Source organism: Staphylococcus rostri, assembly GCF_002902145.1.
Taxonomy (GTDB): Bacteria; Bacillota; Bacilli; order Staphylococcales; family Staphylococcaceae; genus Staphylococcus; species Staphylococcus rostri.
Genome location: NZ_PPRF01000013.1, coordinates 25,923 through 49,958, shown reverse-complemented (window position 1 = coordinate 49,958; position 24,036 = coordinate 25,923). Strand labels below are relative to the sequence as shown.

The following is a 24,036-nucleotide window of genomic DNA, read 5'->3' as shown; positions in this document are numbered from 1 at the left end:
ATTAATCATTACTACATTGTACTATAACTATGATTAAAATGAATAGCTAAAAATTTCAAAATACACATGTCACTTTTTCAGATATTAAAAAATAACCACGATGCTCAATTACACATCATGGTTATCTTTGATTTATGACTGTTGCGCCATTACTTCACGCTCAATATGTTGACTGATTCCCGGCTCTACACGTTCAAGTGCTTGTTCTGAAATCTCACTTGAGCGCTTATAACGATTATTTTTGAATAAGCGTTCTGCTTCATTTAAGCTCTTATCTAATTCATGGTTATCTTTACGATATCTGTTACCATATTGAATTAATTTTTCAGCATACACGGCATTAATTAATACGTCGTTCGCTTCATCTTCAAATTTATTCATTTGAAGTACCACTTTGTTAACCTTATCTTTCAATTGTTGTACATTGATTGGACGCTCGCTGAAACGTTTGTTCACGTCACGCACTTCATAATCAATCTCATTTTTCAAAATGATAAAGCGTTCTGGCACACTTGTTAAGTTAGATGCAAGCAAGCGACGATAAATTTCTTCTTTCTTACTTTGAACACGTAAAATATGTTCTTCCGCCTCTGCTTCATCTTCTCGTAATGAGATGAGATGATTTTGTAATTTTTCTTGTTTTTCATTGATGACTGCTACGTGATCTTCAATGTATTTCAAGTTATCTTGTACTTCGCTATAACGTACTGCTGATTTTGACATTTCCGATAAAATCTCATCATATACAGCAATTAAGTTTTGAATTTCGTTTTCAAACTGGCGTACGTTCTGAACATCACTCTCATTGATGTAGTAGTTTTCACGCACATATTCAATTTCTGTTTGGAGTGTGTAGTTCATATCTTTAGCATGGAACAACTCATCTGTAATACGTTCTTTAGATTCTTCAACCGCATTTTTAGATTTGACTTCATGCTCAATTAAATCGTACATCACGTCAAGTTGATTATTGATTTCTTCCAATTTTTGATTGGCTGAATCAAGTTCTAACTTGCTGATCATTGGTTCAACAAAACTCAATTCTGTTTTCAAGCTTTGTAAGGTACTATCCACTTTGACATGGTCTAAGTCGTAACCTTCCACTTTCAAGTCGCGTACACCATATTTTAAGTCTTGGAACTGTCCAGGTAATTCTTTTTGCGCTTCACGAATTAAGTCTGGAATTTCCTTCATATCTTGTTGTAAAAACGTGATGTCATCATTTAAACCTTTAATATGCGTATGTGCCTCTTGATAGTCGCCCGCATCTTTTAATGCTTGATAACGTTCGATTTCAGGTTCAAATGCTTCAATTTCTTGTTCAAGCGGTGCTGCTGCCTCACCAAATTGATGACGATTCGCTAAAACATCACGTTTCATTTTACGATGACTTGCTTTTGTTTCTTCATAAATCTTGTCACTTTCTTGATGAAGATTGCACACTTCATCAGCTTGTTCCGTTAACGTCTGATATTTCGCTTCATATTCGTCCATTAAGCCATGTGCATCATCAATCTCAACTTGTGCTTGCGAGAATTTAAACTTATCAAGCGTCACTTCAGCTTCATGAATTTTTTCATCGACTGGCGCTAAATAATCATTTGTCGCTTGCGTCCATTCATTACGCAATGACTCATATCGTTGCTTCGTCTCACCAGACAAATGAAGTTGCTTAAGCTTTTCTAAACTTTCGTCATACGACAACTTGTTAAGCTTTTCTCTACGCGCTTCAGCTTCTTGAATGATTGTTCGCTTATTAGAACGCATATAGAACAAGATACCAATGCCAATTAAAATGATAATAATAACCGCTAGTATGATATACAATAACATGTTCATTCTTCTCCTCCTAAATACATAAAACCATTATAACGTAATTTATCATCGCATTAAATCGAAATCTTAAAAAATTCAGTACTTCCTCATATATTTATACGACAGTCTTGAAATATTGCGCTCAAAATGGAGAGAGGCTATAATAACTTTAAAATTCAGTAAAAGTGAGTGAAGTAGATGACGATTAAACAGACAGACTATTCCTTATTAGCACGACAGCTTGATGCATTACTAGATGGCGAAACAGATCTCATCGCAAATTTAAGTAACGCTTCTGCTTTATTAAATGAAAACTTAGATCAAATTAACTGGGTGGGCTTCTATCTGATGAAAGACGGCGCGTTAATTCTTGGGCCTTTCCAAGGTAAACCAGCATGCGTTCACATTCAAGTTGGCAGCGGTGTATGTGGCACAGCTGTGCAAGAAGATAAAATCCAACGTGTCGCAGATGTTAATGCATTCCCTGGTCATATCGCATGTGATGCCGCAAGCCAATCTGAGATCGTCCTTCCAATTCATAAAGATGGCAATGTTATTGGTGTGTTGGATATCGATGCCCCTATTACAAATCGTTTCTCACAAGACGATCAAGAGGGATTAGCCGCATTTGTTGAGGTTTTAGAAAAACACGTTTAAAAAATGGGACTAAGCATTGACAAATGAAAGTAACATGATACAATGAACTTTGTGTGAATAAACGAAAATAGCAGTTAAATATTGATAGGCGCTATAGTGTTCCCGAAGCGGGCGTGCCGTGTAACCGTAGCTATGAGGCGAGGACACACAAAACACCATATCCTATTGAGCATTTAACACTCTTTTTTGTTTTTTCATAACTACAAAAAAGAAAAAGGAGGAGTCAATTATGGCTCGATTCAGAGGTTCTAGCTGGAAAAAATCTCGTCGTTTAGGTATTTCATTATCAGGTACTGGTAAAGAATTAGATAAACGCCCTTATGCACCAGGACAACACGGTCCTACACAACGTAAAAAATTATCAGAGTATGGTTTACAATTACGTGAAAAACAAAAATTACGTTACTTATATGGTATGACTGAACGTCAATTCCGTAACACTTTCAACACTGCTGGTAAACAAGGTGGTGTACACGGTGAAAACTTCATGGTATTACTTGCAAGCCGTTTAGACGCTGTAGTATACGCATTAGGTTTAGCTCGTACACGTCGTCAAGCACGTCAATTAGTTAACCACGGTCACATCTTAGTTGACGGTAAACGTGTTGACATCCCATCATACACTTTAAAACCAGGTCAAGAAATTGCAGTTCGTGAAAAATCACAAAAACTTGCAATCATCGCAGAATCTGTTGAAATCAGCAACTTTGTTCCTGATTACTTAGACTTCGATGCAGACAGCTTAAAAGGTACATTCGTTCGCTTACCTGAACGTAGCGAATTACCAGCTGAAATCAACGAACAATTAATCGTTGAGTACTACTCACGTTAAGATATCGTTTATATTTTCAAAACCAAGATTGGGTGCGCCCTTTCTTGGTTTTTTTATATGAGTTGTTCAGCTTCTGTGGTGGAAAGATAATTATAAGTATCTAGTTTTATTTTTATATTGTAATTCCAGCTGAGTTGAAATAGCTGCCTTCATTTAGCGTACAGTCCTTTGTGATTGTGCGCTTTTTTTGTCAGTGTTCGAGAAGCAGGACTCTCGACAGAACTTCGCAATTCGGCAAAATTTGGGAATCAATTTTGCTCATTGCTCGGGTTCTGCTCGATTCCTAAACGCTTCTCTCACAACCTCTTTTTTGAATACCATCGTTTCTTGATTGCTCGCTTGCCAAGGCGCCTCACTCCAACTAATTTTGGGAGCACTACAGAAATCTAATGTTTTTTAACAAAGATTTCGTTGTAGTGCTCCGGCAAAGCTGAGTAGATGTGTGACAAGCCAAAGGGCGTAGTCAGACATCACTCAGCTACTGCCAGTAACCTTAATATCATTGCTCGACTCCTAAACGCTTCTCTCATAACCCGATTCTTGAATTTCATCGTTTATTGACTATCTCTTGTCCACCCTTACTTTAACTAATTTTTGTTTTTATAGTTCCATTGCCTTATTTCAACCAACATCGTTAATTATTTACTTCTTCTACCTACATCCCCATGAATTACTTTTCATTGTCAGCAATGTTACCTATACTAGTATTAAAGTTTTATAAAGGGAGATGTTACGATGAAAGTTTTCACAGAAGCGCAAGTAAAGGCACACTATCATATGTCAGATGCGATACAAGATATTGAGCATCTTTTTGAAAATATGGATGGTATTAGCCAAACAACGCGTGTCGTTATTCCAACTGGTGACGGTGCCAAATCAATGTTGTACATGCCATGTGTGCATCTTGGCAAGCAACAAGGGATTATCAAAATCACCTCTATCACACCAGACAATCCGCAACATCATAGACCTACAACACAAGCGAATATTATTATTACAGACCTTGAAACAGGTGAACATATCGCGAGCCTTGATGGTAGTTATTTAACACGATTACGTACTGGCGCGCTGAGCGGTATTGCTTCAAAATATATGAGTCGTACGGATGCACAAACACTCGGTATGATTGGTACAGGCGGCATGGCGTATGAACAACTTTTGGGTAATTTAGAAGTGCGACCAATTCAAAAGGTTTTACTATTTAACCGTACAACAGAGAAAGCAGAAAAATTTCTTGCACAAGTAGCCGAGAAACACCCAGATATTGATTTTGAAGTCGTATCTGATGTATCTGACCTTGTAAAGCGTTCAGATATTATCAATTGTCAAACGCAATCTACAACACCTGTTTTTGATGCTGCTGATGTTCAAAACGGGACACACATTAATGGAATTGGCTCCTATCGTCCAGAAATGAAAGAAATGGATAATCGCCTCTTTCCAAAAGCGTCACAAATTGTTTTTGATGATTTAGAAGGTTTGAAAGAAGAAGCTGGCGAATTTATTGAAGCAGATGAGAAAGGTTTGTTCTCTTTTGCGGAACATGATGCTGATTTAAAAGGACTCTCACGCCAAGGCACAGTTCAACGTGACAATGACAGTATTACCATTTTTAAATGCGTCGGTGCGGCACATTTTGATTTAGCTGTTGCTTTAGGTGCATGGGAAAAATTGAAAAATAACGAATAATCATTAATAAAGTGGTGGAACACATCAGGGCATCTTCTCTGCTGTTCCACCACTTTTCACATACTATAATTTAAATATTTCTTCGGGTATATCGGTAATCACACCATCAACGCCCATTTGTATTAATTTTTTAGCCGTTTGACTGTCATTGACTGTATAAGGCATAATCTTCAAACCTTCCGCATGCGCACGTGAAATGAATTTCTTGTTAATCAATTGATAGTTGGGATTCACATAGTCAGCATATTTCGCTATTTCACTAAATGTCGGTTGTTTCAACCAATATTTTCGTTTGCTAATGAGCACACCGTAATGCATGTATGGCACAGTTTCTGCTAATTTTTGAATAAATGACTGATCAAAAGATTGGATAATGACACGATTCGTTGGGAAAGCATGATGTTTCAACTTTTGAATGATTTGTGCACCAATATTCGGATAATTTTTAGGCTTTTTCACTTCAATTAATAATGTTTTCGAAAACTTTTTACATAACGTTAAAATTTCATCAAATGTCATTATTGAAGCATCCACCGTAAAGTTTGCTTGGCGACTAAAGTTAAATGCACGTAATGCCTCTAACGTCAAACCTTTAATAGCGCCCTTGCCATTCGATATACGGTCGATCGTATCATCATGTATCGCAACTAATGCGCCATCTTTAGTCATATGTAAATCAATTTCTAACATATCGATATGCTGACTCAAAGCTGCTTGATAAGCCAACTGTGTATTCTCAGGGTTATGCTTTGACAAGCCACGATGTGCAATGACTTTAAATGCCTTATTCGGTCGTACTAATTTCATAAACTGTCTCCCTTTCTTTTTACTCGACGTTTCTCTACACTTAACATAACACATAATGAATTGGAGTGAATATCAAAAATGGTTCAACATGATTTTCCAGTAACTGTGACATGGCAAGGTGGACGAAATGAGGTCGGACAAGTAACCGGCGATGTACTTGACCATGCAGTATCAATTCCCAGTGCACTTAATGGTCAAGGTGTCGGAACAAATCCTGATGAACTGCTCGTGGCGGCAGCGGCAAGTTGTATGACTATCTCGCTCGCAGCAACACTTGAACGCGCACACTTAACACCACTTAAAATTGATATGCGATCTGCCGGTACCGCTTCTTTCGATAATGGCAAGTTTCGTATGGTTAAGATTACGCACCGCCCTATCATTACAATGGCAAATCAAGAACAAGTAACCAAACTTGAACAGCGTCTTGAACGCCTCATTACAGTTGCAGATCAAAATTGTATGGTATCGAACAGCTTGCGTGGAAACGTAGACATTGAAGTAATACCAACACTAACAGATAAATTGTAGATCTATATTTAGCGTGGAGAGTGGGACAGGCATTCATTTTTCTAAATGATTCCGTAGTCCCACCTTTTTTTACTATGATACCCTCAACAAAAATAAATTATTCGCAAAGGTATCTGTTCTTTTATCTGAAAATTTGTTAAAATTAGAAAATCTACTCATAGGGGGTTCTTATCTATGTATACACACCATTCATTATTATTAACACCTGGACCAACACCTGTGCCATTGGCGATTCAAAACGCAATGAATTTACCAATGGTCGGCCATCGTTCAGCTGACTTTGAAGCTATCGCACAAAAAGCTTTCTCAAGTCTTAAAACAACTTTTGGTGCATCAAACGATGTCATTATTTTAACTTCTAGTGGTACAAGTGCTTTAGAAGCAAGCATGCGTAATCTTGTAAATCCAGATGACCACATCGTTGTAATCGTTTCAGGAGCATTCGGCGCACGTTTCCAACAAATTGCCGAAACATACGCACACAACTTACACGTCTTCAACGTAGAATGGGGGCAAGCTTTTAAAACTGATGACGTCATGTCTTTCATTCAGTCACTCGAGCATCCGGTTACGGCTGTTTTCACACAATACTGCGAAACATCTACTTCTGTATTACATCCTGTTGCCGAACTTGGACACGCATTAAAAGCGCATGATGACAACATCTACTTCGTGGTGGACGGTGTCAGCTGTATCGGTGCAGTAGATGTCGATATGGCACGTGATGCAATTGATGTCTTAGTTGCCGGTAGTCAGAAAGCCATGATGTTACCGCCTGGACTTGCCTTTGTCGCTTACAATGATCGTGCTCGCGAACGATTTGCGCATATCGACAGTCCGTCTTTCTACTTAAACTTGTCGAAACATCACGCCTCACTCGAAGCACACACAACACCTTACACACCAAATGTACCTGCATTTCGTGGTGTCGTACAGTATGCGAAGATGGTTGATGAAGAAGGACATGGACAAGTCGTTCAACGCCATTATGCAATTCGAGATGCAGTACGCCATGCGCTTAAAGCACTAGACCTTGATTTATTAGTGGCAGACGATTCGGCATCCCCTACCGTTACAGCATTTGTGCCTAAAGATACTGATGAAGTTAAACATATTAAAAATGAATTAAGTAACACTTTCAATATTTCAATTGCAGGCGGCCAAGGAAAACTAAAAGGACATATTTTGCGTGTCGGTCATATGGGCTTTATTTCTCCTTTTGACTTGTTACCATTTATCGCCAGTCTTGAAATTATTTTAACGGACTATCGCAATGAAAACTATATTGGCAAAGGGACTAAAGCTTTTATGGAGGTTGTATACAATGAATTATAAAGTACTCGTAGCAGATCCCATCTCTGACGATGGTTTACAACAATTACATGACGATGATGCATTTGAAGTCGTGCATCAAACTGGCTTATCAGAGGCTGAACTCGTTGAAACAATTAAAGACTATGACGCGCTAATCGTGCGCAGTCAAACACAAGTCACACCAGCTGTATTACAAGCGGCTGACAAACTTAAAGTTGTCGCACGTGCTGGTGTTGGCGTTGATAATATCGACATTGATACAGCAACAAAAGAAGGGATTATCGTCATTAATGCGCCTGATGGTAATACCATTTCAGCGACCGAACATTCTGTGGCGATGTTGTTAAGCATGGCGCGTAACATTCCACAAGCACACGCCTCTTTGACAAATGGTACATGGGATCGCAAATCATTTCGTGGTACAGAGCTGTATCAAAAAACTTTAGGGGTGATTGGTACTGGTAGAATTGGGATTGGTGTTGCGAAACGTATGCAAAGTTTTGGTATGCGCGTGCTTGCTTTTGACCCTTATCTAACAGAAGCACAAGCGAATGAACTTCATTTCACACGTGCAACCGTTGAAGAGATTGCAGAAGCGGCTGACTTTGTCACTGTGCATACACCTTTAACAGACAAAACACGAGGTATGATTAATGCTGATTTCTTTAACCGTGCGAAGCCTAATTTGCGAATTATTAATGTGGCACGTGGAGGGATTATTGATGAACAAGCATTAATTGATGCACTGGATGCTCAAAAAATTGCAGGTGCCGCGCTGGATGTTTTTGAAAACGAACCGGCAACCGATTCACCCGTTACGAAACATCCTAAAATCGTGGTCACACCTCATCTTGGTGCCTCAACAATCGAAGCGCAAGAAAAAGTCGCGCTATCAGTTGCTGGAGAAATTATCGACATCTTGAAACATCAAAAAGTCACACATGCGGTGAATGCGCCAAAAGTAATATTCAACCCTTCCAATGATGTACAACCATTTGTTGAACTCGCACAAATTACAGGTGAAATCGGTATTCAACTGTTACCAAAAGCACCACGTTCAATGAATATCACATATGGTGGTGACCTTGCATTAGATGATACAAGTTTGATGACACGTACATTGGCTAAAGGCGTGTTACAACAAGATATGGGCAATCATGTAAACTTAATTAACGCATTAATGTTATTAAATGAACAAAATGTCACATATACAATTGAAAAAACGAAAAATAAGCAAGGCTTTAGCAACTACATTGAAGTTGAACTCATTAACAAAGAAGACCGCGTTAAGATTGGTACAACCGTTTTAAATGGCTTTGGTCCTCGCATCGTACGTATCAATGATTACGCTGTTGATTTCAAGCCTGAACATCATCAGTTGATTATTCATCATACCGATCAACCTGGCATGATTGGTAAAACAGGTCAAATCTTAGGTGAGTATGACGTAAATATCGCTTCAATGTATGTTGGACGTAAACAAATTGGCGGACGTGCGATGATGATTTTATCTATCGATCACCCAATTAATGATGTTGTGAAAGAGCAATTATTAGCGATACCGGGCCTTAAAGACGTCACGCCGGTCACACTGAATCAACTCCCTACTAGCACTATTAGTGAATAAGAACAAAAAAACAGACATTTTCGAATGTCTGTTTTTTATTCTTATAATAAATGTTGGCGTACTTCTAAAACATTATTCACAAGAACATCTGCACCTTTAGCATTTAATTCTTCAGCCGCTTCAGTCCCTTTCAATCCTGTTAAAGTACCGATAAATGACGCATTGATTTTTTGTGCACTTAGCAAGTCAGCTAATGAATCACCTACAATCGTCACCTCACTATGATTGACACGTTTCGTTTGATTCGTCGCATAATCTTGATATTGTGATGTATCATTGCCATTATACGTTGCGATATAACTAAACGGATTCGGCTTACCTAGTGGCTTCAACTCAGGATATTGCTTCTCAGCCGCAATCACTTCACTCGCCGTAACAATATGGTCATCATCGAAATAAGATAATAGACCTAGTGCTTCAAATGGAATTAACGTTTCCACGCGTGTACGACCTGTCGCAATCGCAATCATATAGCCCGCTTCTTTAAGGTCGCTAAGTAATGTGCGAATGCCTTCAACAGGTGCCAGTACGACTTCATTATAAATATAGCCTTTTTTATACGTTGTTTTCGCTGCTTTCTTTTCAACTTCTTCGTATAACGTTGTACCTAGATACCATTCTTGGAACAATTCTTGTGCGAGTTGCCATAAGCGACTATTAATATCAAATAGTGCTGTTTGATCAGTGTTTAAGACACGTCCTGCATAGTCGATTAACGCTTGATAAATTTGTTCTTTACCCTCTGTCAAGCCATTTAAGAAATCCAATGGCAGTGCATAATCAATCCCTTTGTAAGAAATATGTTCACGCAATGATGCCAACGATGTTTCAGTAAATGATACTTCGTCTAAAAATGAAGCTTTGACGTCATCTGAAAGCGGCTCGAGTAATGCGATTAAATGGACAGCAAAAACGATAAATAACATATCCCAGTTAGAGTTAATGCCTAAAGACTTGAGACGATGTAAAATCAAATCATTCTCAAATAATTCCGCACGAATCGCTGCAATTTGTGAATCAGTGAGTGCGTCTAACGCCTCTCCCTTTTTTAAATTTAAATACGCTTCATCGAATAAAAGTTCATAAACTGTTAATGCCGACACGTCAAAACAGCGTGCCTCATCTAAAAATACACCATCTACATCAAATAATACTGCTTTTGTCATGGCTACCCCTCTTCCCGAATATTCAGATAATAGTATTATAGCATGCACGCTAATGAACACCAAACATTGCCACATAATTTTAAAATGTGCAGCCATAAATCATAAGGCGTAAACAAGCAACTATTTCAGCTTATCTACGCCATTCATGATTATTTTTGAGTTTTTACATAATCATTCAATTCTTGTTGTAATTGTTTCGTACGGTCACTAATTTGTTGTGTTAGGTATTCAACTTTTTCTTGACGCTTCATACCTTCAGGGAATGTTGTTGTATCAATTGGCTCACCAAATTTGATATACGCTTTACCTGTTAACATACCTAATAACTTCGTCGGACCTACATATGCTGCAGGTAAAATTGGCTTTTTCGCAAGCATCGCAATAGTTGCAGCACCACGTTTCAACGGCACTTCTTCTGTCGTACGATGACCGGACGGGAAAATCCCTACCGTTTTGTTAGAGTTCAATAATTTCACTGGAATTTTTAATGTACTTGGACCAGGGTTTTCGCGATTTACCGGGAACGCATTTAATGCCGTTAAAAACTTCCCGAAAAGCTTGTTTTGGAAAAGCTCCTGTTTCGCCATGAAATGAATTTGGTTTGGTAATAATGCGATACCTAGTAACACAATTTCGTTGTAGCTTTCATGGTTACATGTAACAAGATATTCATTGTTATTCGGTTGATTTTCTTTTCCAATTACTTCTAAATTTTTAAGTCGTTTTGCTACGATAAAATCAAGCACCGACCCGATCACTTTGTATAGCATTTTGGCACCTTCTTTTTTAGAATTAACTCTTTAGATTCTATCATTTCCCACTCATTTCAACAAGCGGTCACTGTCTACAACTCAAGACCGATGGCGTGTGACTAGAAAATTTTCAGTAAAAAACGCATAATATATTTGAAGGAGGTATTTTATGAACTCGAATGATTTTAATCAGACGTCCGACAACAATTCGGATACGATGCATACACATCAGACACAACAACATGCGTATCGTCAAAGTTATCAAACACCACCCCCTAAAAAATCAGGCGTACTACGAACAATTCTTATTGCACTTGTCGCCGGATTAATCGGCGGTCTCATCGCATTCGCTGCCGTGAGTGGTTTTTCAAAATTAACGGATTCAAGCGGGCAATCAGGTGCCAATGTGAATGTTGCAGAAAATGACAAAGGTGGCAATTTATTAGACGGTAAATCGAAAAATTATCAGTCCGTTAACGAAATGATTCAAGATAAATCACCTTCCATTGTCGGTGTCATTAACGAACAAAAAGCGGAAAGCTTAGAAGATCTACTTCGTGGTAAATCAACAAGCGCTGAACCCTCAGGCATTGGCTCAGGTGTTATTTATCAACGTACACAAAATGAAGCGTATATCGTAACCAACAACCACGTGATTGAAGGTGCCTCGTCAATCAAAGTACAGTTACATAACTCCAAACAAGTGAGTGCGGAACTTGTAGGTACAGATTCACTGACAGATATTGCCGTACTAAAAATCAAAAACCGCAATGATATTAAAGCCATTGATTTTGCAGATTCATCAAAAGTTAAAACGGGTGACAGTGTCTTTGCGATGGGTAACCCACTCGGCTTAGAATTTGCTAATACTGTTACTTCTGGTATTATTTCTGCCAGTGAACGTACAATTGATGCCGAAACATCAGCCGGTTCAAATAAAGTAACGGTACTCCAAACAGACGCAGCGATAAACCCTGGTAACTCAGGCGGTGCGCTTGTAGATATTAACGGAAACCTTGTTGGTATTAACTCAATGAAAATTTCTGCCCCACAAGTTGAAGGTATCGGATTCGCCATTCCAAGTAACGAAGTCAAACTCGTCATTGAACAACTTGTTAAAAACGGCGAAGTGAAACGCCCTTCTGTCGGCATCGGCATGTTAAACGTATCAGACATTCCCGCCTCATATCAGAAGCAATTTAAAGTTGATAGCGGCGTCTATGTTGCAGAAGTACAACGCAGTCAAATCGACTTAAAACGTGGTGACATTATCACAAAAGTCGATGACCAAGATGTAGAAAATGATTCAGATTTACGTTCATATCTCTACAAAAATAAAAAACCAGGCGATTCGGTCACATTCACAATTATACGAGATGGTAAGTCACAAAAAGTGAATGTTTCACTCGTTGAATCGCGTTCATCAACCTAAATATAAAACCTCGTATGCTCAAAATGAGTTGCGAGGTTTTTACTTATACTTTTGAAATTGTTTTGGTTATTTGCAGAAAGATGCTGTAATAAGATTTAACAATTATTTCATTCTTGATAACTCTTGAAATCACCACGTTTGGTTTCAATCACGCGCATTGCAGACTTAATCACATGAAACTCATCAACTAAAGATTGTATCAGTTGATAATTGCGTTCAGTCAGTCTACCATTCATAATTTTATAGCTTAATTTATAAAATTCATCAATTTGCCCAGCTATACTGAGTAACGTTTCTTAACTGTCTTTCAGTCTATATTTATGGGCTAACTTATTGACCTCACTTTTAAACAAATCGACATTGCTTTCGTGTATCGTGACCTTTTTACCTGCTTCTAACAAATCATGTGCTTTATAACAAGTAACAAATCGAAATTCCACCGTATTACAAACAAAGACAACTCCATCATCTGAAACATATTTTTTTATTTCAGGTTTTGGCGTTTCAACTTCTTCTGAATAAGGGGTCAAACTGCCACTTTGATGTGCCACCCACTTTGCTATTTTGGTACTATCGACGCCAAACCTTTCGGAAGCTCTTTTGACAAAGTGCTCAGTCCATGTATAGTCTGGTGCGTATGAAAGTCCCATCAAATCACTCCAATCTCGTCACAATTTTGAGGATAATTTGGAGAGCTTGGTGCTTCTTGCAATAATTAAACAATCAATGTGCAGAAATTGGTATTACATGACATACTTTATTAATAAAAAAGGCCAACTATGTTTCGCATTGCTAAGAGGCGTTAGTTGACAACTGCTAAATTTAGTCTAATACAACTACTATATTTAAGTCAATATTAATTAAAAATCTAAATGTAATATTACTGAGAAATAGGAGGGCAGTGAACTTTAAAAATTGAGTTACCTGCCCCACCCTATGACTGTTAACCTTATTGGTAATTAACCATAAAGTATTTTTTCTTTCCACGACGAATGATTGTAAAAGCATCATCGTATTTATCTTCTGATGATAATGTATAAGCTAAATCTGTTTGACGTTCACCGTTAATGTAAATCGCACCATTTTGAACATCTTCACGTGCTTGACGTTTAGATGAAGAAATTTTCGTTTCAACAAGTGCGTCCACAATGTTTGTTGTATCATTTGATAACGTCACTTGTGGCACATCTTTGAAACCAGCTTTAATCTCTTTTGAAGATAATGATTTTAAATCTCCGCTGAACAATGCTTGAGAGATGCGTTGTGCTTCTTCTAACGCTTCTTGTCCATGAATAAATGCTGTTACATTTTCCGCAAGTGCTTTTTGTGCTTTACGTAAATGCGGCTCTTCTGCTACTGAAACTTCAAATTCTGCAATTTCTTCTTGAGATAAGAATGTGAAGTATTTTAAGAACTTAATAACGTCTTCATCACTTGTATTAATCCAGAACTGATAGAATTCGTATGGACTTGTTTTCTCAGCGTCTAACCATACAGCACCTGATTCTGACTTACCGAACTTTTTACCGTCTGCTTTCGTAACAAGTGGAATTGTCAGACCATAAACATCATTTGTACCGTACATACGGCGCATTAACTCAATACCACTTGTGATGTTACCCCATTGGTCTGAACCACCAATTTGCATTTTACAACCGAATTCACGATTCAAATGACCAAAGTCGATTGCTTGTAGAATTGTGTACGTGAATTCTGTGTATGAAATACCATGTTCAAGACGTGATTGAATAGAATCCTTACCTAACATGTAGTTCACGCCGACATGTTTACCGTAATCACGTAAAAACTCAATTAAGCTAATTTGACCTAACCAGTCTTTGTTGTTTACAAGAATTGGGCCATTATCCATATCGAAATCAAATAATTTGTGCATTTGATTTTGAAGTCCTAATACGTTCTTTTCAACTTGTTCTTCCGTTTGTAAAACACGCTCTTCAGATTTCCCTGATGGGTCACCAATCATACCTGTTCCACCACCGACAAGCACGATTGGACGATGACCGGCTTCTTGAAAACGGCGTAATGTTAAATAAGGTAATAAGTGACCAATGTGTAAACTATCTGCCGTTGGATCGGCACCACAGTAAATTTTAACTTCTTCTTTATTTAATAATTCTTCAATTGCTGCTTCATCTGTTTGTTGATAAATTAAACCTCTCCACTTCAATTCTTCAATTAATGCATTTGCCATATTCCTTACCTCCTATAAATTTAAGCATAAAAAAACACCACTTACATCACGTAAGGGCGCAAACATTTGTGCACGGTACCACCATACTTCATACTCTTGCAATGATACGTTCATCACCAAACGTTGAAACGTCTATTGAGCTGTATTCACCTATTGTCATACGTTAGTTCGCACCATCCACTAACTCTCTGTTGCTGTATGCACAACCGCTACTTGGTCTCTGTTTCAATTACATATACATTTTCCTATAATTATAGACTTTTTAATTTGTATGTCAACCCGTACTGCTTTTTGAAAAAGTGCTATAAAAATATTGTATGCTATAATATTGGCATAGTGGAGGTGTGCATGATGAAAGAATCCGGTGAATCATATGAACAAACATATACTTGGTTTACACGTTTTGATACATTTTGTGTCCGTATTAAGCGTATCTTTTTCACATGCGTTATCGGTTTAATATGTGCTTTGTTACTTTTTGTCAGTATCATACTCATCTACTTTACAAATATCGTCTATAAATCACACGAACTAGATGATACCGCATTGGTTCAAAAAGTGACGACACTACCGGAATTGCAAGCTGCGACATCTCCAAACACAGATTTTATCGCATTGTATGATGCACCTGAACCCGTATTGATTGCTGGACCTTCAGAAGTATCTCCATATGTCGTAAAGGCGCTTATTGCTGCTGAAGATGACCAATTTTATTTACATAACGGCGTATTACCTAAAGCGGTTGTACGCGCTATTTATCAAGATATTTTTCAACATCAATTTGCGACGGGCGGGAGTACCATTACGCAACAATTGATTAAAAACCAAATTTTATCAAATGAACGGACATATAATCGAAAAGCTAAAGAAATTATGTATGCGATGCGTATTGAAAAATTGATGACGAAAGATGAAATTATTTTCACCTACTTGAATCGTGTGCCTTTTGGTTTAGATACCAATGGGCAACATATTACAGGGATTACGTCTGCGGCCTATGGGATTTTCGGTAAAGCTCCGAGTGAATTAAATATTGCTGAGTCTGCCTATATTACTGGATTACTGCAAAGTCCATATTATTACACACCATTTGATCAACATGGTCAATTGCGTCCTAAAAGTGAAATGGCGCCTTCTATTAATCGACAACGCTACGTACTTAAACGTATGTTAATTGAACAAATGATTACGCATAAAGAATATGAAGAAGCGCTCACATACAATATTCCGCAACATCTGAATCCGTAACGACAATAAGGAAAGCCACTACATATCATTGTAGCGACTTTCCTTATTTTTATATATTCAACTTAGAATAAACCAATGGCATGTCCGTCTTCAGTCACGTCCATTTTTAATGCGGCAGGTTGTTTCGGTAAACCTGGCATTGTCATAATCGCCCCTGTTAATGCAACGATAAAGCCTGCACCTGTTTTGGCTTCAAGTTCACGAATCGTGATTTCAAAGTCCGATGGTGCACCTAAGCGTGTCTGATCGTCTGAGAATGAATATTGTGTTTTAGCCATACAAATTGGGTAATGATCCCAACCATTGTCTTTAAATTGTTTTAATTGTTTTTGCGCTTTTGATGTAAATGTTACTTTTGAACCGCCGTAAATTTCTTTAACGATTGTTTCAATTTTAGCTTCTAAAGGTTGCTCTAAATCATATAAATGTTTAAAGTTTTGCGGTTGTTCAACTACTTCAAGCACTTTTTGAGCAAGGTCGACACCACCAGCGCCACCTTTTTCCCATACTTCCGTTAAAGATAAGCGTACATCATTGTCTTTTGCCCATTGTTGTACAGCTTCAAATTCTGCGTCTGTATCATGAATAAAGGCATTTAAAGCAATAACTGGTTCAACACCGAACTTGCGAATATTGTTTACATGTCTGTCAAGGTTGGCAATACCTGCTTTAACTGCTTCAACATTTTCTTCTTTTAAGTTATCTTTAGCAACACCGCTGTGCATTTTAAGCGCACGAATCGTTGCAACAAGTACAACTGCATCTGGTTCGAAATTGGCTTTACGCGCTTTGATGTCAATAAACTTCTCAGCACCTAAGTCAGAACCGAAACCTGCTTCTGTTACGACAATGTCAGCCAAGTTACGTGCTGTTTCTGTTGCGATAATAGAGTTACAACCGTGCGCGATATTGGCGAATGGACCACCGTGAATCAATGCAGGTGTACCTTCCATTGTTTGTACTAAGTTTGGCTTAATCGCATCTTTTAAGATCATCGCAAGCGCACCTTCAACGCCGAGATCTTTAACTGTTACAGGTTTGCGATCACGCGTATAACCGATAGTAATTTTTGCAATGCTTGCTTTTAAGTCCATAATATCTGTACTTAAGCATAGAATCGCCATAATTTCAGAAGCGACTGTAATGTTAAAACCGTCTTCACGTGGTACCCCTTGCGTTGGTCCACCTAAGCCAACAACCACTTGTCGTAATGCGCGGTCGTTCATATCTAATACACGTTTCCATTCAATACGACGTTGGTCGATACCTAAAGCATTGCCTTGATGAATATGGTTATCGATAAATGCAGATAATGCGTTGTTTGCTGTAGTAATCGCATGGAAGTCACCGTTGAAGTGTAAGTTAATATCTTCCATTGGTAAAACTTGCGCATAACCGCCACCTGTTGCGCCACCTTTAATACCAAAAGTAGGTCCAAGTGCAGGTTCACGTAATGCCACCATCACATTTTGATTGATATGTTGGAATGCATCCGCTAAGCCGACAGTCACTGTTGACTTCCCTTCACCTGCTGGCGTTGGACTCATCGCTGTCACAAGTACAACTTTCCCTTTACCGCCTCTTGGTTGAACTTTAGAAATATCAATTTTTGCTTTATAGTGTCCGTATTGTTCTAAAGCTTCTTCAGCAATTCCAGCTTTATCAGCAATCTCCTTAATAGGTTTTAATGTTGCTTGATTTGCAATCTCTAAATCTGATAAATGACTCACATTATTCAGCCCCTTAATTTATTCATTTAAAATTAGATGTAAACATATAATTCTGTAAATTCTATCCACTTCTAATAATAGCGAACTCCCTTGTAAATGTCGAACAATATCAGGAGATTCATTGTATTAAATGTCAAATTCTGTCGAAAAAGCAATTTTATTATCTATTTTATCTTTATATTGTTCGATACTTGAAGATTTAAAAGATTGAAGTAACCAAAAAAACAATGTAACACGTGGCTACATTGCTTTGGATTACTCATTATTTAGTTGTACCACGATAACGAATCGTATGTGGTAGTGTCACGTTCTGTTCAGTAATTTCTTCTTTATTCATGTATTTCGTTAATAAACGCATGCCTACTGCACCAATATCATAAAGTGGCTGAATGACACTTGATAATTGTGGACGTACCATTTCAACTAAACGTGTGTTATTAAAGCTCACAACTTGAATATCTTCTGGTACACGTAAACCGTGGTCTAACGCACCATGTACGACACCAATTGCTTGCTCATCACTAATTGATAACACCGCATCTGGTTTGTATTCACTAATTGCTTCAAATGCGCGTAAACCATCTTGATATGTTTCATTACCAACATACACTAAATGTTCGTCTACTGATAAGCCATGTTTTTTCAACGTGTTTTCTAAACCTTTAGCAACCTCTTCTTGTGCAACTTTTGAATAGCCGCCACCAATATAGGCAAACTTTTTCGCACCTGTTTCAAGTAATTTCTCCGTCACTTGTTCACTTGCTTTGACAAAATCAATATTAACAGATGCAACATCAGCTTCTTTACCATTTGTACCTGATACAACCACAGGAACTGATGATTTACTAATTTGTTCTTGAATTTCTTCAGTAATTGTTCCACCTAAGAAGATGATACCATCCACTTGTTTACTTAAAAGATTATTAAAAATCTCACGTTCCTTCTTCGGATCATCATCAGAATTTGAAATAATCGTATGATATTTATACATTGTTGCGATATCTTCAATACCACGCGCCAACTCTGAATAATATATATTTGAGATGTCAGGAATAATCACACCCACTGTTGTCGTACGTTTGCTTGCGAGACCTCTAGCCACTGCATTTGGGCGATAATTCAATCGTTTTATTACTTCATTCACTTTATCACGTGTGGCCGGCTTTACATTCTGATTGCCGTTCACAACACGTGACACGGTCGCCATAGAAACTTTCGCTTCACGTGCAACATCATAAATTGTTACTGTCATTGTAATTTTTAACCTCCTTGTAAGCGTTACCTATATTATTGTAGTCTGTTTTCATATCATTTTCAAAGTTTAACACACTTCACTTACGGATGAAATATAAAACGCTTTCTTGTCAATTATTTGTCAATTTTATTCATTGAAATAAAAGAAATTTTATAATTTATGTATATAAGTAAGTTATTGTTCTTTACACAAAAAGTGACACAATGAAATCTGACGCTCTAAAGATTTCATTGTGCCACGAAAACGCATAACTTTCCAGTAAAGTGTTTAAGTTATTCATTTATTGCTTTTATTTTAATTTCTTCTGATTGTACATTTCAGATAACGGCTTAATTTCATTGTAGAATGTATTAAACTCATTTAGATCCATTTGTTGGCCGCTGTCACTTAATGCTACAGAAGGCTCTGGGTGTACTTCTGCCATCACACCATCCGCGCCAATTGCTAACGCTGCTTTGGCTGCTGGTAACATAATGTCTTTACGTCCTGTACTATGTGTTACATCTACAAGTACTGGTAAATGTGTGCCTTGTTTTAAGATTGGTACTGCAGAAATATCAAGTGTGTTACGTGTTGCTTTTTCATATGTACGAATGCCGCGTTCACATAAAATGATATTTTGATTACCTTGAGATGCAATGTACTCAGCTGCGTATACAAATTCTTCAATTGTAGCTGATAAACCACGTTTTAATAAAATTGGTTTGTTTGTACGTCCAGCTTCTTTTAATAATTCAAAGTTTTGCATATTACGTGCACCGATTTGGAAGACGTCTAAGTATTGATCTGCTAATTCAAAATGATTTGGATGTACAATCTCACTGACAACATTTAAATCATATTTATCTTTAATTTGTTTTAAAATTTGTAGACCTTCTTCACCTAAACCTTGGAAATCATAAGGTGACGTTCTTGGTTTAAATGCACCACCGCGAATGAACTTTTCGCCCTTCGCATGCAAGTCTTTCGCGACGGCTTCAACTTGCTCGTAAGACTCAACAGAACATGGACCGAAGACAAATGATTTATGTCCTTGTCCAATGATACCACCGTTATCAAATTGGACAATTGTATCTTCTGGTTTTAATTTACGTGACACATATAAGTGCTTTTCATTATCTGACTTTTGTAAGTCTGTCGATGCTTTGAAGATTTCTTTGAACAATTGTTTGATGACATTATCATTAAACGGACCTTGGTTTTTATCAATCAAAGTATTCAACATTTCTTTTTCACGTTGCGGATCATAAATTACCGTACTTTGCTTGCGCTTTTCTTCTCCAATCTTTTGCGCCAAATGACCTCTTCTGGATAATAAATCAAGTATTTGGTCGTTGATTTCTTCTATTTCTGCTCTGTATAGTTCTAACTTGTTTGTCATATTTGTCACCTCAACGAATTTCTTATATACTTTAAAGCGATAAAAAGCTTTATTGGATATTTAGTATATTAACAGGTATAAATCGCTTTTGCAACCTTTCAAACCAAATATTTATTAAATTTTTCGAAAATTCTCATCAAAAAAAGTCACTGACGATTTCGGCATCTCACCCTACGTCAGTGACTTAGACAATCTCATATATTTCAATGATACATCATTATTTTTTAAATGTATGTTTTTCAACTTTATTCGTTGTTTTCTTTACTTTCTCTTGCGTTGATTTTTGCGTTGCTGATTTTGAAGTTGTCGCTTTCTTTGGTGCTGTCTTAGCTTGCGAATTTTTTGACGCCGTCTTTGCTTGTGAATTCTTTGGTGCTGTCTTTTTCGCTGGTGTTTTCTTCGCAGTCGCTTTTTTCGCCTGTGTGGCCTTTTTACGTGGCGTAGATTTCTTAGCTTGTGTCGGCTTTTTACGTGTTGCTGTTTTTTTCGCCTGACTTGGTTTTTCATGTGTAATCACACCATTTTCAAATCTTGCTTCACGGTGTGTTTGTTCTACACGTTGTTCAACTGTAGTTACCGGCTTCTTCACATAAGACTTTTGTACTTTCTTTTCTGATGATGCATTGTTAACCGACTTTGGTTGTTCCGATGCTTCAGCTGACTTATCAACTGCCATGGCTTGGCGCATTGCTGCTAATGACGACACTGCTACTTCTTCTTTTTCTGCTGCTTTTGGTTTGTCTTCCACAGCTTTTTCTGGTGTAGCTACCGGTTGATCAACTGCCATTGCTTGACGCATTGCTGCTAATGACGACACTGCTACTTCTTCTTTTTCTGCTGCTTTTGGTTTGTCTTCTACAGCTTTTTCTGGTGTAGCTACTGGCTTATCAGCTGCCATTGCTTGACGCATTGCTGCTAATGATGATACTGCTACTTCTTCTTTTTCTGCTGCTTTTGGTTTGTCTTCTACAGCTTTTTCTGGTGTAGCTACTGGCTTATCAGCTGCCATCGCTTGACGCATTGCTGCTAATGACGACACCGCTACTTCTTCTTTTGGTTCTGTTGACGGTTCGACTGTCTCGACAGTGCCTGCATCAGACATTGTTTGATGACGCGTTTTTAATGTTGCTAATTCAACCGGTTTATCTTTCTTTTCACTGAAATGATACGTTGGTTTTGTTGGTGCTTCAAGTCGATCAGAATCTACTTCACTTCTAATTGCACGCTGTTGTGCTTCGCGTTGTGCAACAGTTGGCTCATCTAGTTGATCCTCTTTCTTATGAAGTGCATCCGCTTTAATCTGTTGTGCTTTACCTTTGATTTCTTCAGCTTTACGCAATGCTTCTTGACGAATTTTTTGTGATTGCTTGCTCACATTCGTTAATTCATGTTCTTGCGTATAATTAACAACGTGTGTCACAAAAGGTTTCACAGCGTAACCTACGACACTTCCAATAAGTGTTCCCGCAATAAAGCTTACCGCAAAATCTAAATTATGATTTGCTTCATTGCTTTGCGAAAACTGTGTATGTTCTTTATTTTCCATTCTCTCCGTCCTCCTTGACATTATCACGATTAATCCACTTTGCTTGGGTGGCAAAAGCCTTTTTCTCAAAAATTCTACCCAAACCCTACTTTATTATAGAATACCACCTTTTTGGTTTTAAAAAAATAGGACTGAAACAAATATTCTGTCAGTCCTATTCTATATTCATTATTAAATTGTGTCTTCATCGCGCTCTGCGAAATAACAACCTATTTCTTTGCAACGTGGTTGCGGCGATTTTGTCTGTTTTGCCATTTGTCAGCAATTTCCATTGCAACATTTGACCATTGTACAACTTGAGAGATTTTATCTTCATTTTGTGAAATGTTGTGTGTGATTGAGTGTGTCACACGATCAACTGAACCATTTAATGTTTGAACTGAGTCCCCGATACCTTTTACTGCATCAACCACTGAGTTTAAGCGGTTTGTTTTGTCTTGGATATCTTCAGTTAAACGATTGGCTTTGTGTAATAAGTCTGTAGATTCACGTGTAATACCTTGAATTTGTCCTTCTACACCATCAAGTGTTTTAGCAACATGATCTAAGTTCTTTTTGACAGATACTAATACTGCAACGATACCGATAGCTAAAATTAAAAAAGCAACTGCAGCAATAATCCCTGCGATTGGTAAAATCCATTCCATTCAAAAACGCCTCCTAATGACATTTAATTATGCTATATATTTTATATAAATACCCATTCTTGTCAAGGTCAAACATTAGAATACAGGGTCAATCCCCACTTCTTCCATATATGCTTTTAGTACTTTTTGAATGTCTCCCGCTCCCATGAAGAGAAGGACCGCATTGTCATGTTTCTTCAATACAGACACATCCGCTTCAGAGATGAGTTGTCCATTATCAACAAGTGCTAATAAATCATTGATTGTTAATTCGCCATCATTTTCACGAATTGAACCAAAGATATCACATAAGTATGTTTGATCTGCAAGGTTGAGTACTTCAGCAAACTCATTTAAAAATGCTTTCGTTCTTGAAAAAGTGTGCGGTTGGAATATCGCAACAACTTCTTTATTTGGATATTTTTTTCTAGCTGTTTCAATTGTAGCACTAATCTCTCTCGGATGGTGTGCATAATCATCAACGAGCACCTGATTGTGTACGAACGTCTCATTAAAGCGACGTTTCACTCCACCAAATGTAATTAATGCCTCTTTAATATTCTCAACATCTAGTTTTTCTAAATAAACGATTGTTAGGACGGCCAACGCATTTAAAATCGTATGATCACCATATTGTGGTGAAATAAAATGATCATAGAATTCGCCTCTTACGTAAACATCGAATTCTGTACCTTGATCTGTTATTTTAATGTTTTTCGCATAAACATCCATTGATTCGTCAAAACCGTAGTAGTAGACAGGCACATCTACCTTAATTGATTTAACATGTGGGTCATCTCCCCATGCAATTAAAGCTTTTTTAACATTTTTTGCCATGCCTTGGAACGCGTCAATGACATCATCAACATCTTTAAAATAATCAGGATGATCAAAGTCAATATTTGTAATAATTGCGTAATCCGGCGCATAACTTAAGAAATGACGGCGATATTCACATGCTTCAAACGCAAAATATTCACTTTGAGGTAAGCCCATACCTGTACCATCACCAATAAGAAATGATGTCTTTTTATCGCCATTCATCACATGCGATAACAAGCCAGTTGTTGATGTTTTTCCATGCGCACCTGTTACAGCAACAGATGTGTATTGATTCGCTACCTCACTTAAAAAGTCGTGATAGCGTATTACTTTCAGTCCGAGTTCGTGTGCTCGAGCGATTTCTTCATGTGTATCAGCGAAAGCATTTCCCTGTATAACGGTTAACCCCTCTTTAATATTCTCTGCTGTGAAGGGTAAAATCGTAATCCCTTTGTTTTTTAATGCGATTTCCGTAAATACGTATCCTTCGATATCAGAACCTTGTACTTCATGACCTAAATCAAATAAAATTTGGGCTAATGAGCTCATACCAGATCCTTTGATACCGACAAAATGGTATTTCGTCATGACACA

20 protein-coding genes are annotated in these 24,036 nt (G+C 37.7%); 8 read left to right on the top strand and 12 right to left on the bottom strand.

The window, feature by feature from the left end; all coding sequences use genetic code 11:
• Positions 1 to 132 precede the first annotated feature (132 nt).
• Positions 133 to 1,833, bottom strand: a complete 1,701-nt coding sequence (ezrA, locus tag CD122_RS01610) for a septation ring formation regulator EzrA (protein WP_103357290.1) — start codon at positions 1,831 to 1,833, stop codon at positions 133 to 135.
• 180 nt (positions 1,834 to 2,013) lie between these two features.
• Between ezrA and CD122_RS01605 the strand changes: the two genes are divergently transcribed.
• From CD122_RS01605 to CD122_RS01595, 3 genes are all read left to right on the top strand, one after another.
• Positions 2,014 to 2,472 (top strand): GAF domain-containing protein, encoded by a 459-nt coding sequence (locus tag CD122_RS01605; protein ID WP_103357275.1) that lies wholly within the window; start codon positions 2,014 to 2,016, stop codon positions 2,470 to 2,472.
• Between the two features lie 229 nt (positions 2,473 to 2,701).
• Positions 2,702 to 3,304, top strand: a complete 603-nt coding sequence (gene rpsD / locus CD122_RS01600) for a 30S ribosomal protein S4 (protein ID WP_103357274.1) — start codon at positions 2,702 to 2,704, stop codon at positions 3,302 to 3,304.
• A 735-nt stretch (positions 3,305 to 4,039) separates the two neighbouring features.
• A complete protein-coding gene (locus CD122_RS01595; protein ID WP_103357273.1) occupies positions 4,040 to 4,993 on the top strand; it encodes an ornithine cyclodeaminase family protein in 954 nt (317 codons plus the stop codon).
• Between the two features lie 63 nt (positions 4,994 to 5,056).
• On the opposite strand, the gene CD122_RS01590 is transcribed toward CD122_RS01595, so the two are convergent.
• Positions 5,057 to 5,800 (bottom strand): glycerophosphodiester phosphodiesterase, encoded by a 744-nt coding sequence (locus CD122_RS01590; RefSeq protein WP_103357272.1) that lies wholly within the window; start codon positions 5,798 to 5,800, stop codon positions 5,057 to 5,059.
• Between the two features lie 78 nt (positions 5,801 to 5,878).
• On the opposite strand from CD122_RS01590, the gene CD122_RS01585 reads away from it, so the two are divergent.
• From CD122_RS01585 to serA, 3 genes are all read left to right on the top strand, one after another.
• A complete protein-coding gene (locus CD122_RS01585) occupies positions 5,879 to 6,331 on the top strand; it encodes an SACOL1771 family peroxiredoxin (protein WP_103357271.1) in 453 nt (150 codons plus the stop codon).
• A gap of 174 nt (positions 6,332 to 6,505) precedes the next feature.
• The gene (locus CD122_RS01580; RefSeq protein WP_103357270.1) at positions 6,506 to 7,666 is read left to right on the top strand and encodes a pyridoxal-phosphate-dependent aminotransferase family protein; all 1,161 of its coding nucleotides are present in this window, start codon (positions 6,506 to 6,508) and stop codon (positions 7,664 to 7,666) included.
• A complete protein-coding gene (serA, locus tag CD122_RS01575) occupies positions 7,656 to 9,272 on the top strand; it encodes a phosphoglycerate dehydrogenase (RefSeq protein ID WP_103357269.1) in 1,617 nt (538 codons plus the stop codon). The genes CD122_RS01580 and serA overlap by 11 nt, the downstream gene beginning before the upstream one ends.
• 41 nt (positions 9,273 to 9,313) lie before the next feature.
• Here serA and CD122_RS01570 read toward each other — a convergent pair whose 3' ends face one another.
• Together CD122_RS01570 and CD122_RS01565 are read right to left on the bottom strand one after the other, a co-directional pair.
• A complete protein-coding gene (locus tag CD122_RS01570; protein ID WP_103357268.1) occupies positions 9,314 to 10,438 on the bottom strand; it encodes an HAD family hydrolase in 1,125 nt (374 codons plus the stop codon).
• Between the two features lie 149 nt (positions 10,439 to 10,587).
• Positions 10,588 to 11,208, bottom strand: a complete 621-nt coding sequence (locus CD122_RS01565; RefSeq protein WP_103357267.1) for a lysophospholipid acyltransferase family protein — start codon at positions 11,206 to 11,208, stop codon at positions 10,588 to 10,590.
• Between the two features lie 151 nt (positions 11,209 to 11,359).
• On the opposite strand from CD122_RS01565, the gene CD122_RS01560 reads away from it, so the two are divergent.
• The gene (locus CD122_RS01560; protein WP_373694260.1) at positions 11,360 to 12,622 is read left to right on the top strand and encodes a S1C family serine protease; all 1,263 of its coding nucleotides are present in this window, start codon (positions 11,360 to 11,362) and stop codon (positions 12,620 to 12,622) included.
• 296 nt (positions 12,623 to 12,918) lie between these two features.
• Here the strand turns inward: CD122_RS01560 and CD122_RS01555 are convergent, their stop codons facing one another.
• Both CD122_RS01555 and tyrS read right to left on the bottom strand, forming a co-directional pair.
• On the bottom strand, positions 12,919 to 13,272 hold the full coding sequence (locus tag CD122_RS01555) for a hypothetical protein (protein WP_206167740.1): 354 nt from the start codon (positions 13,270 to 13,272) through the stop codon (positions 12,919 to 12,921).
• Positions 13,273 to 13,571: 299 nt separating this feature from the next.
• A complete protein-coding gene (gene tyrS / locus CD122_RS01550; protein WP_103357266.1) occupies positions 13,572 to 14,834 on the bottom strand; it encodes a tyrosine--tRNA ligase in 1,263 nt (420 codons plus the stop codon).
• Between the two features lie 351 nt (positions 14,835 to 15,185).
• Between tyrS and CD122_RS01545 the strand changes: the two genes are divergently transcribed.
• On the top strand, positions 15,186 to 16,082 hold the full coding sequence (locus CD122_RS01545) for a biosynthetic peptidoglycan transglycosylase (RefSeq protein ID WP_103357265.1): 897 nt from the start codon (positions 15,186 to 15,188) through the stop codon (positions 16,080 to 16,082).
• 62 nt (positions 16,083 to 16,144) lie between these two features.
• On the opposite strand, the gene CD122_RS01540 is transcribed toward CD122_RS01545, so the two are convergent.
• From CD122_RS01540 to murC, 6 genes are all read right to left on the bottom strand, one after another.
• Positions 16,145 to 17,812 carry a formate--tetrahydrofolate ligase gene (locus CD122_RS01540; RefSeq protein ID WP_103357264.1) on the bottom strand — a complete coding sequence of 556 codons (1,668 nt, stop codon included), beginning with the start codon at positions 17,810 to 17,812 and terminating at the stop codon, positions 16,145 to 16,147.
• A 262-nt stretch (positions 17,813 to 18,074) separates the two neighbouring features.
• Entirely contained in the window at positions 18,075 to 19,064 is a 990-nt protein-coding gene (gene ccpA / locus CD122_RS01535) for a catabolite control protein A (protein ID WP_103357263.1), read from the bottom strand.
• A gap of 292 nt (positions 19,065 to 19,356) precedes the next feature.
• Positions 19,357 to 20,448 (bottom strand): bifunctional 3-deoxy-7-phosphoheptulonate synthase/chorismate mutase, encoded by a 1,092-nt coding sequence (locus tag CD122_RS01530; protein WP_103357262.1) that lies wholly within the window; start codon positions 20,446 to 20,448, stop codon positions 19,357 to 19,359.
• 217 nt (positions 20,449 to 20,665) lie between these two features.
• A complete protein-coding gene (locus CD122_RS01525) occupies positions 20,666 to 21,994 on the bottom strand; it encodes a hypothetical protein (protein ID WP_103357261.1) in 1,329 nt (442 codons plus the stop codon).
• Positions 21,995 to 22,203: 209 nt separating this feature from the next.
• On the bottom strand, positions 22,204 to 22,641 hold the full coding sequence (locus tag CD122_RS01520) for a DUF948 domain-containing protein (RefSeq protein WP_103357260.1): 438 nt from the start codon (positions 22,639 to 22,641) through the stop codon (positions 22,204 to 22,206).
• A 75-nt stretch (positions 22,642 to 22,716) separates the two neighbouring features.
• Positions 22,717 to 24,030, bottom strand: coding sequence for a UDP-N-acetylmuramate--L-alanine ligase (gene murC, locus CD122_RS01515; RefSeq protein WP_103357259.1), 1,314 nt, complete (start codon positions 24,028 to 24,030; stop codon positions 22,717 to 22,719).
• Between the last annotated feature and the right edge of the window lie 6 nt (positions 24,031 to 24,036).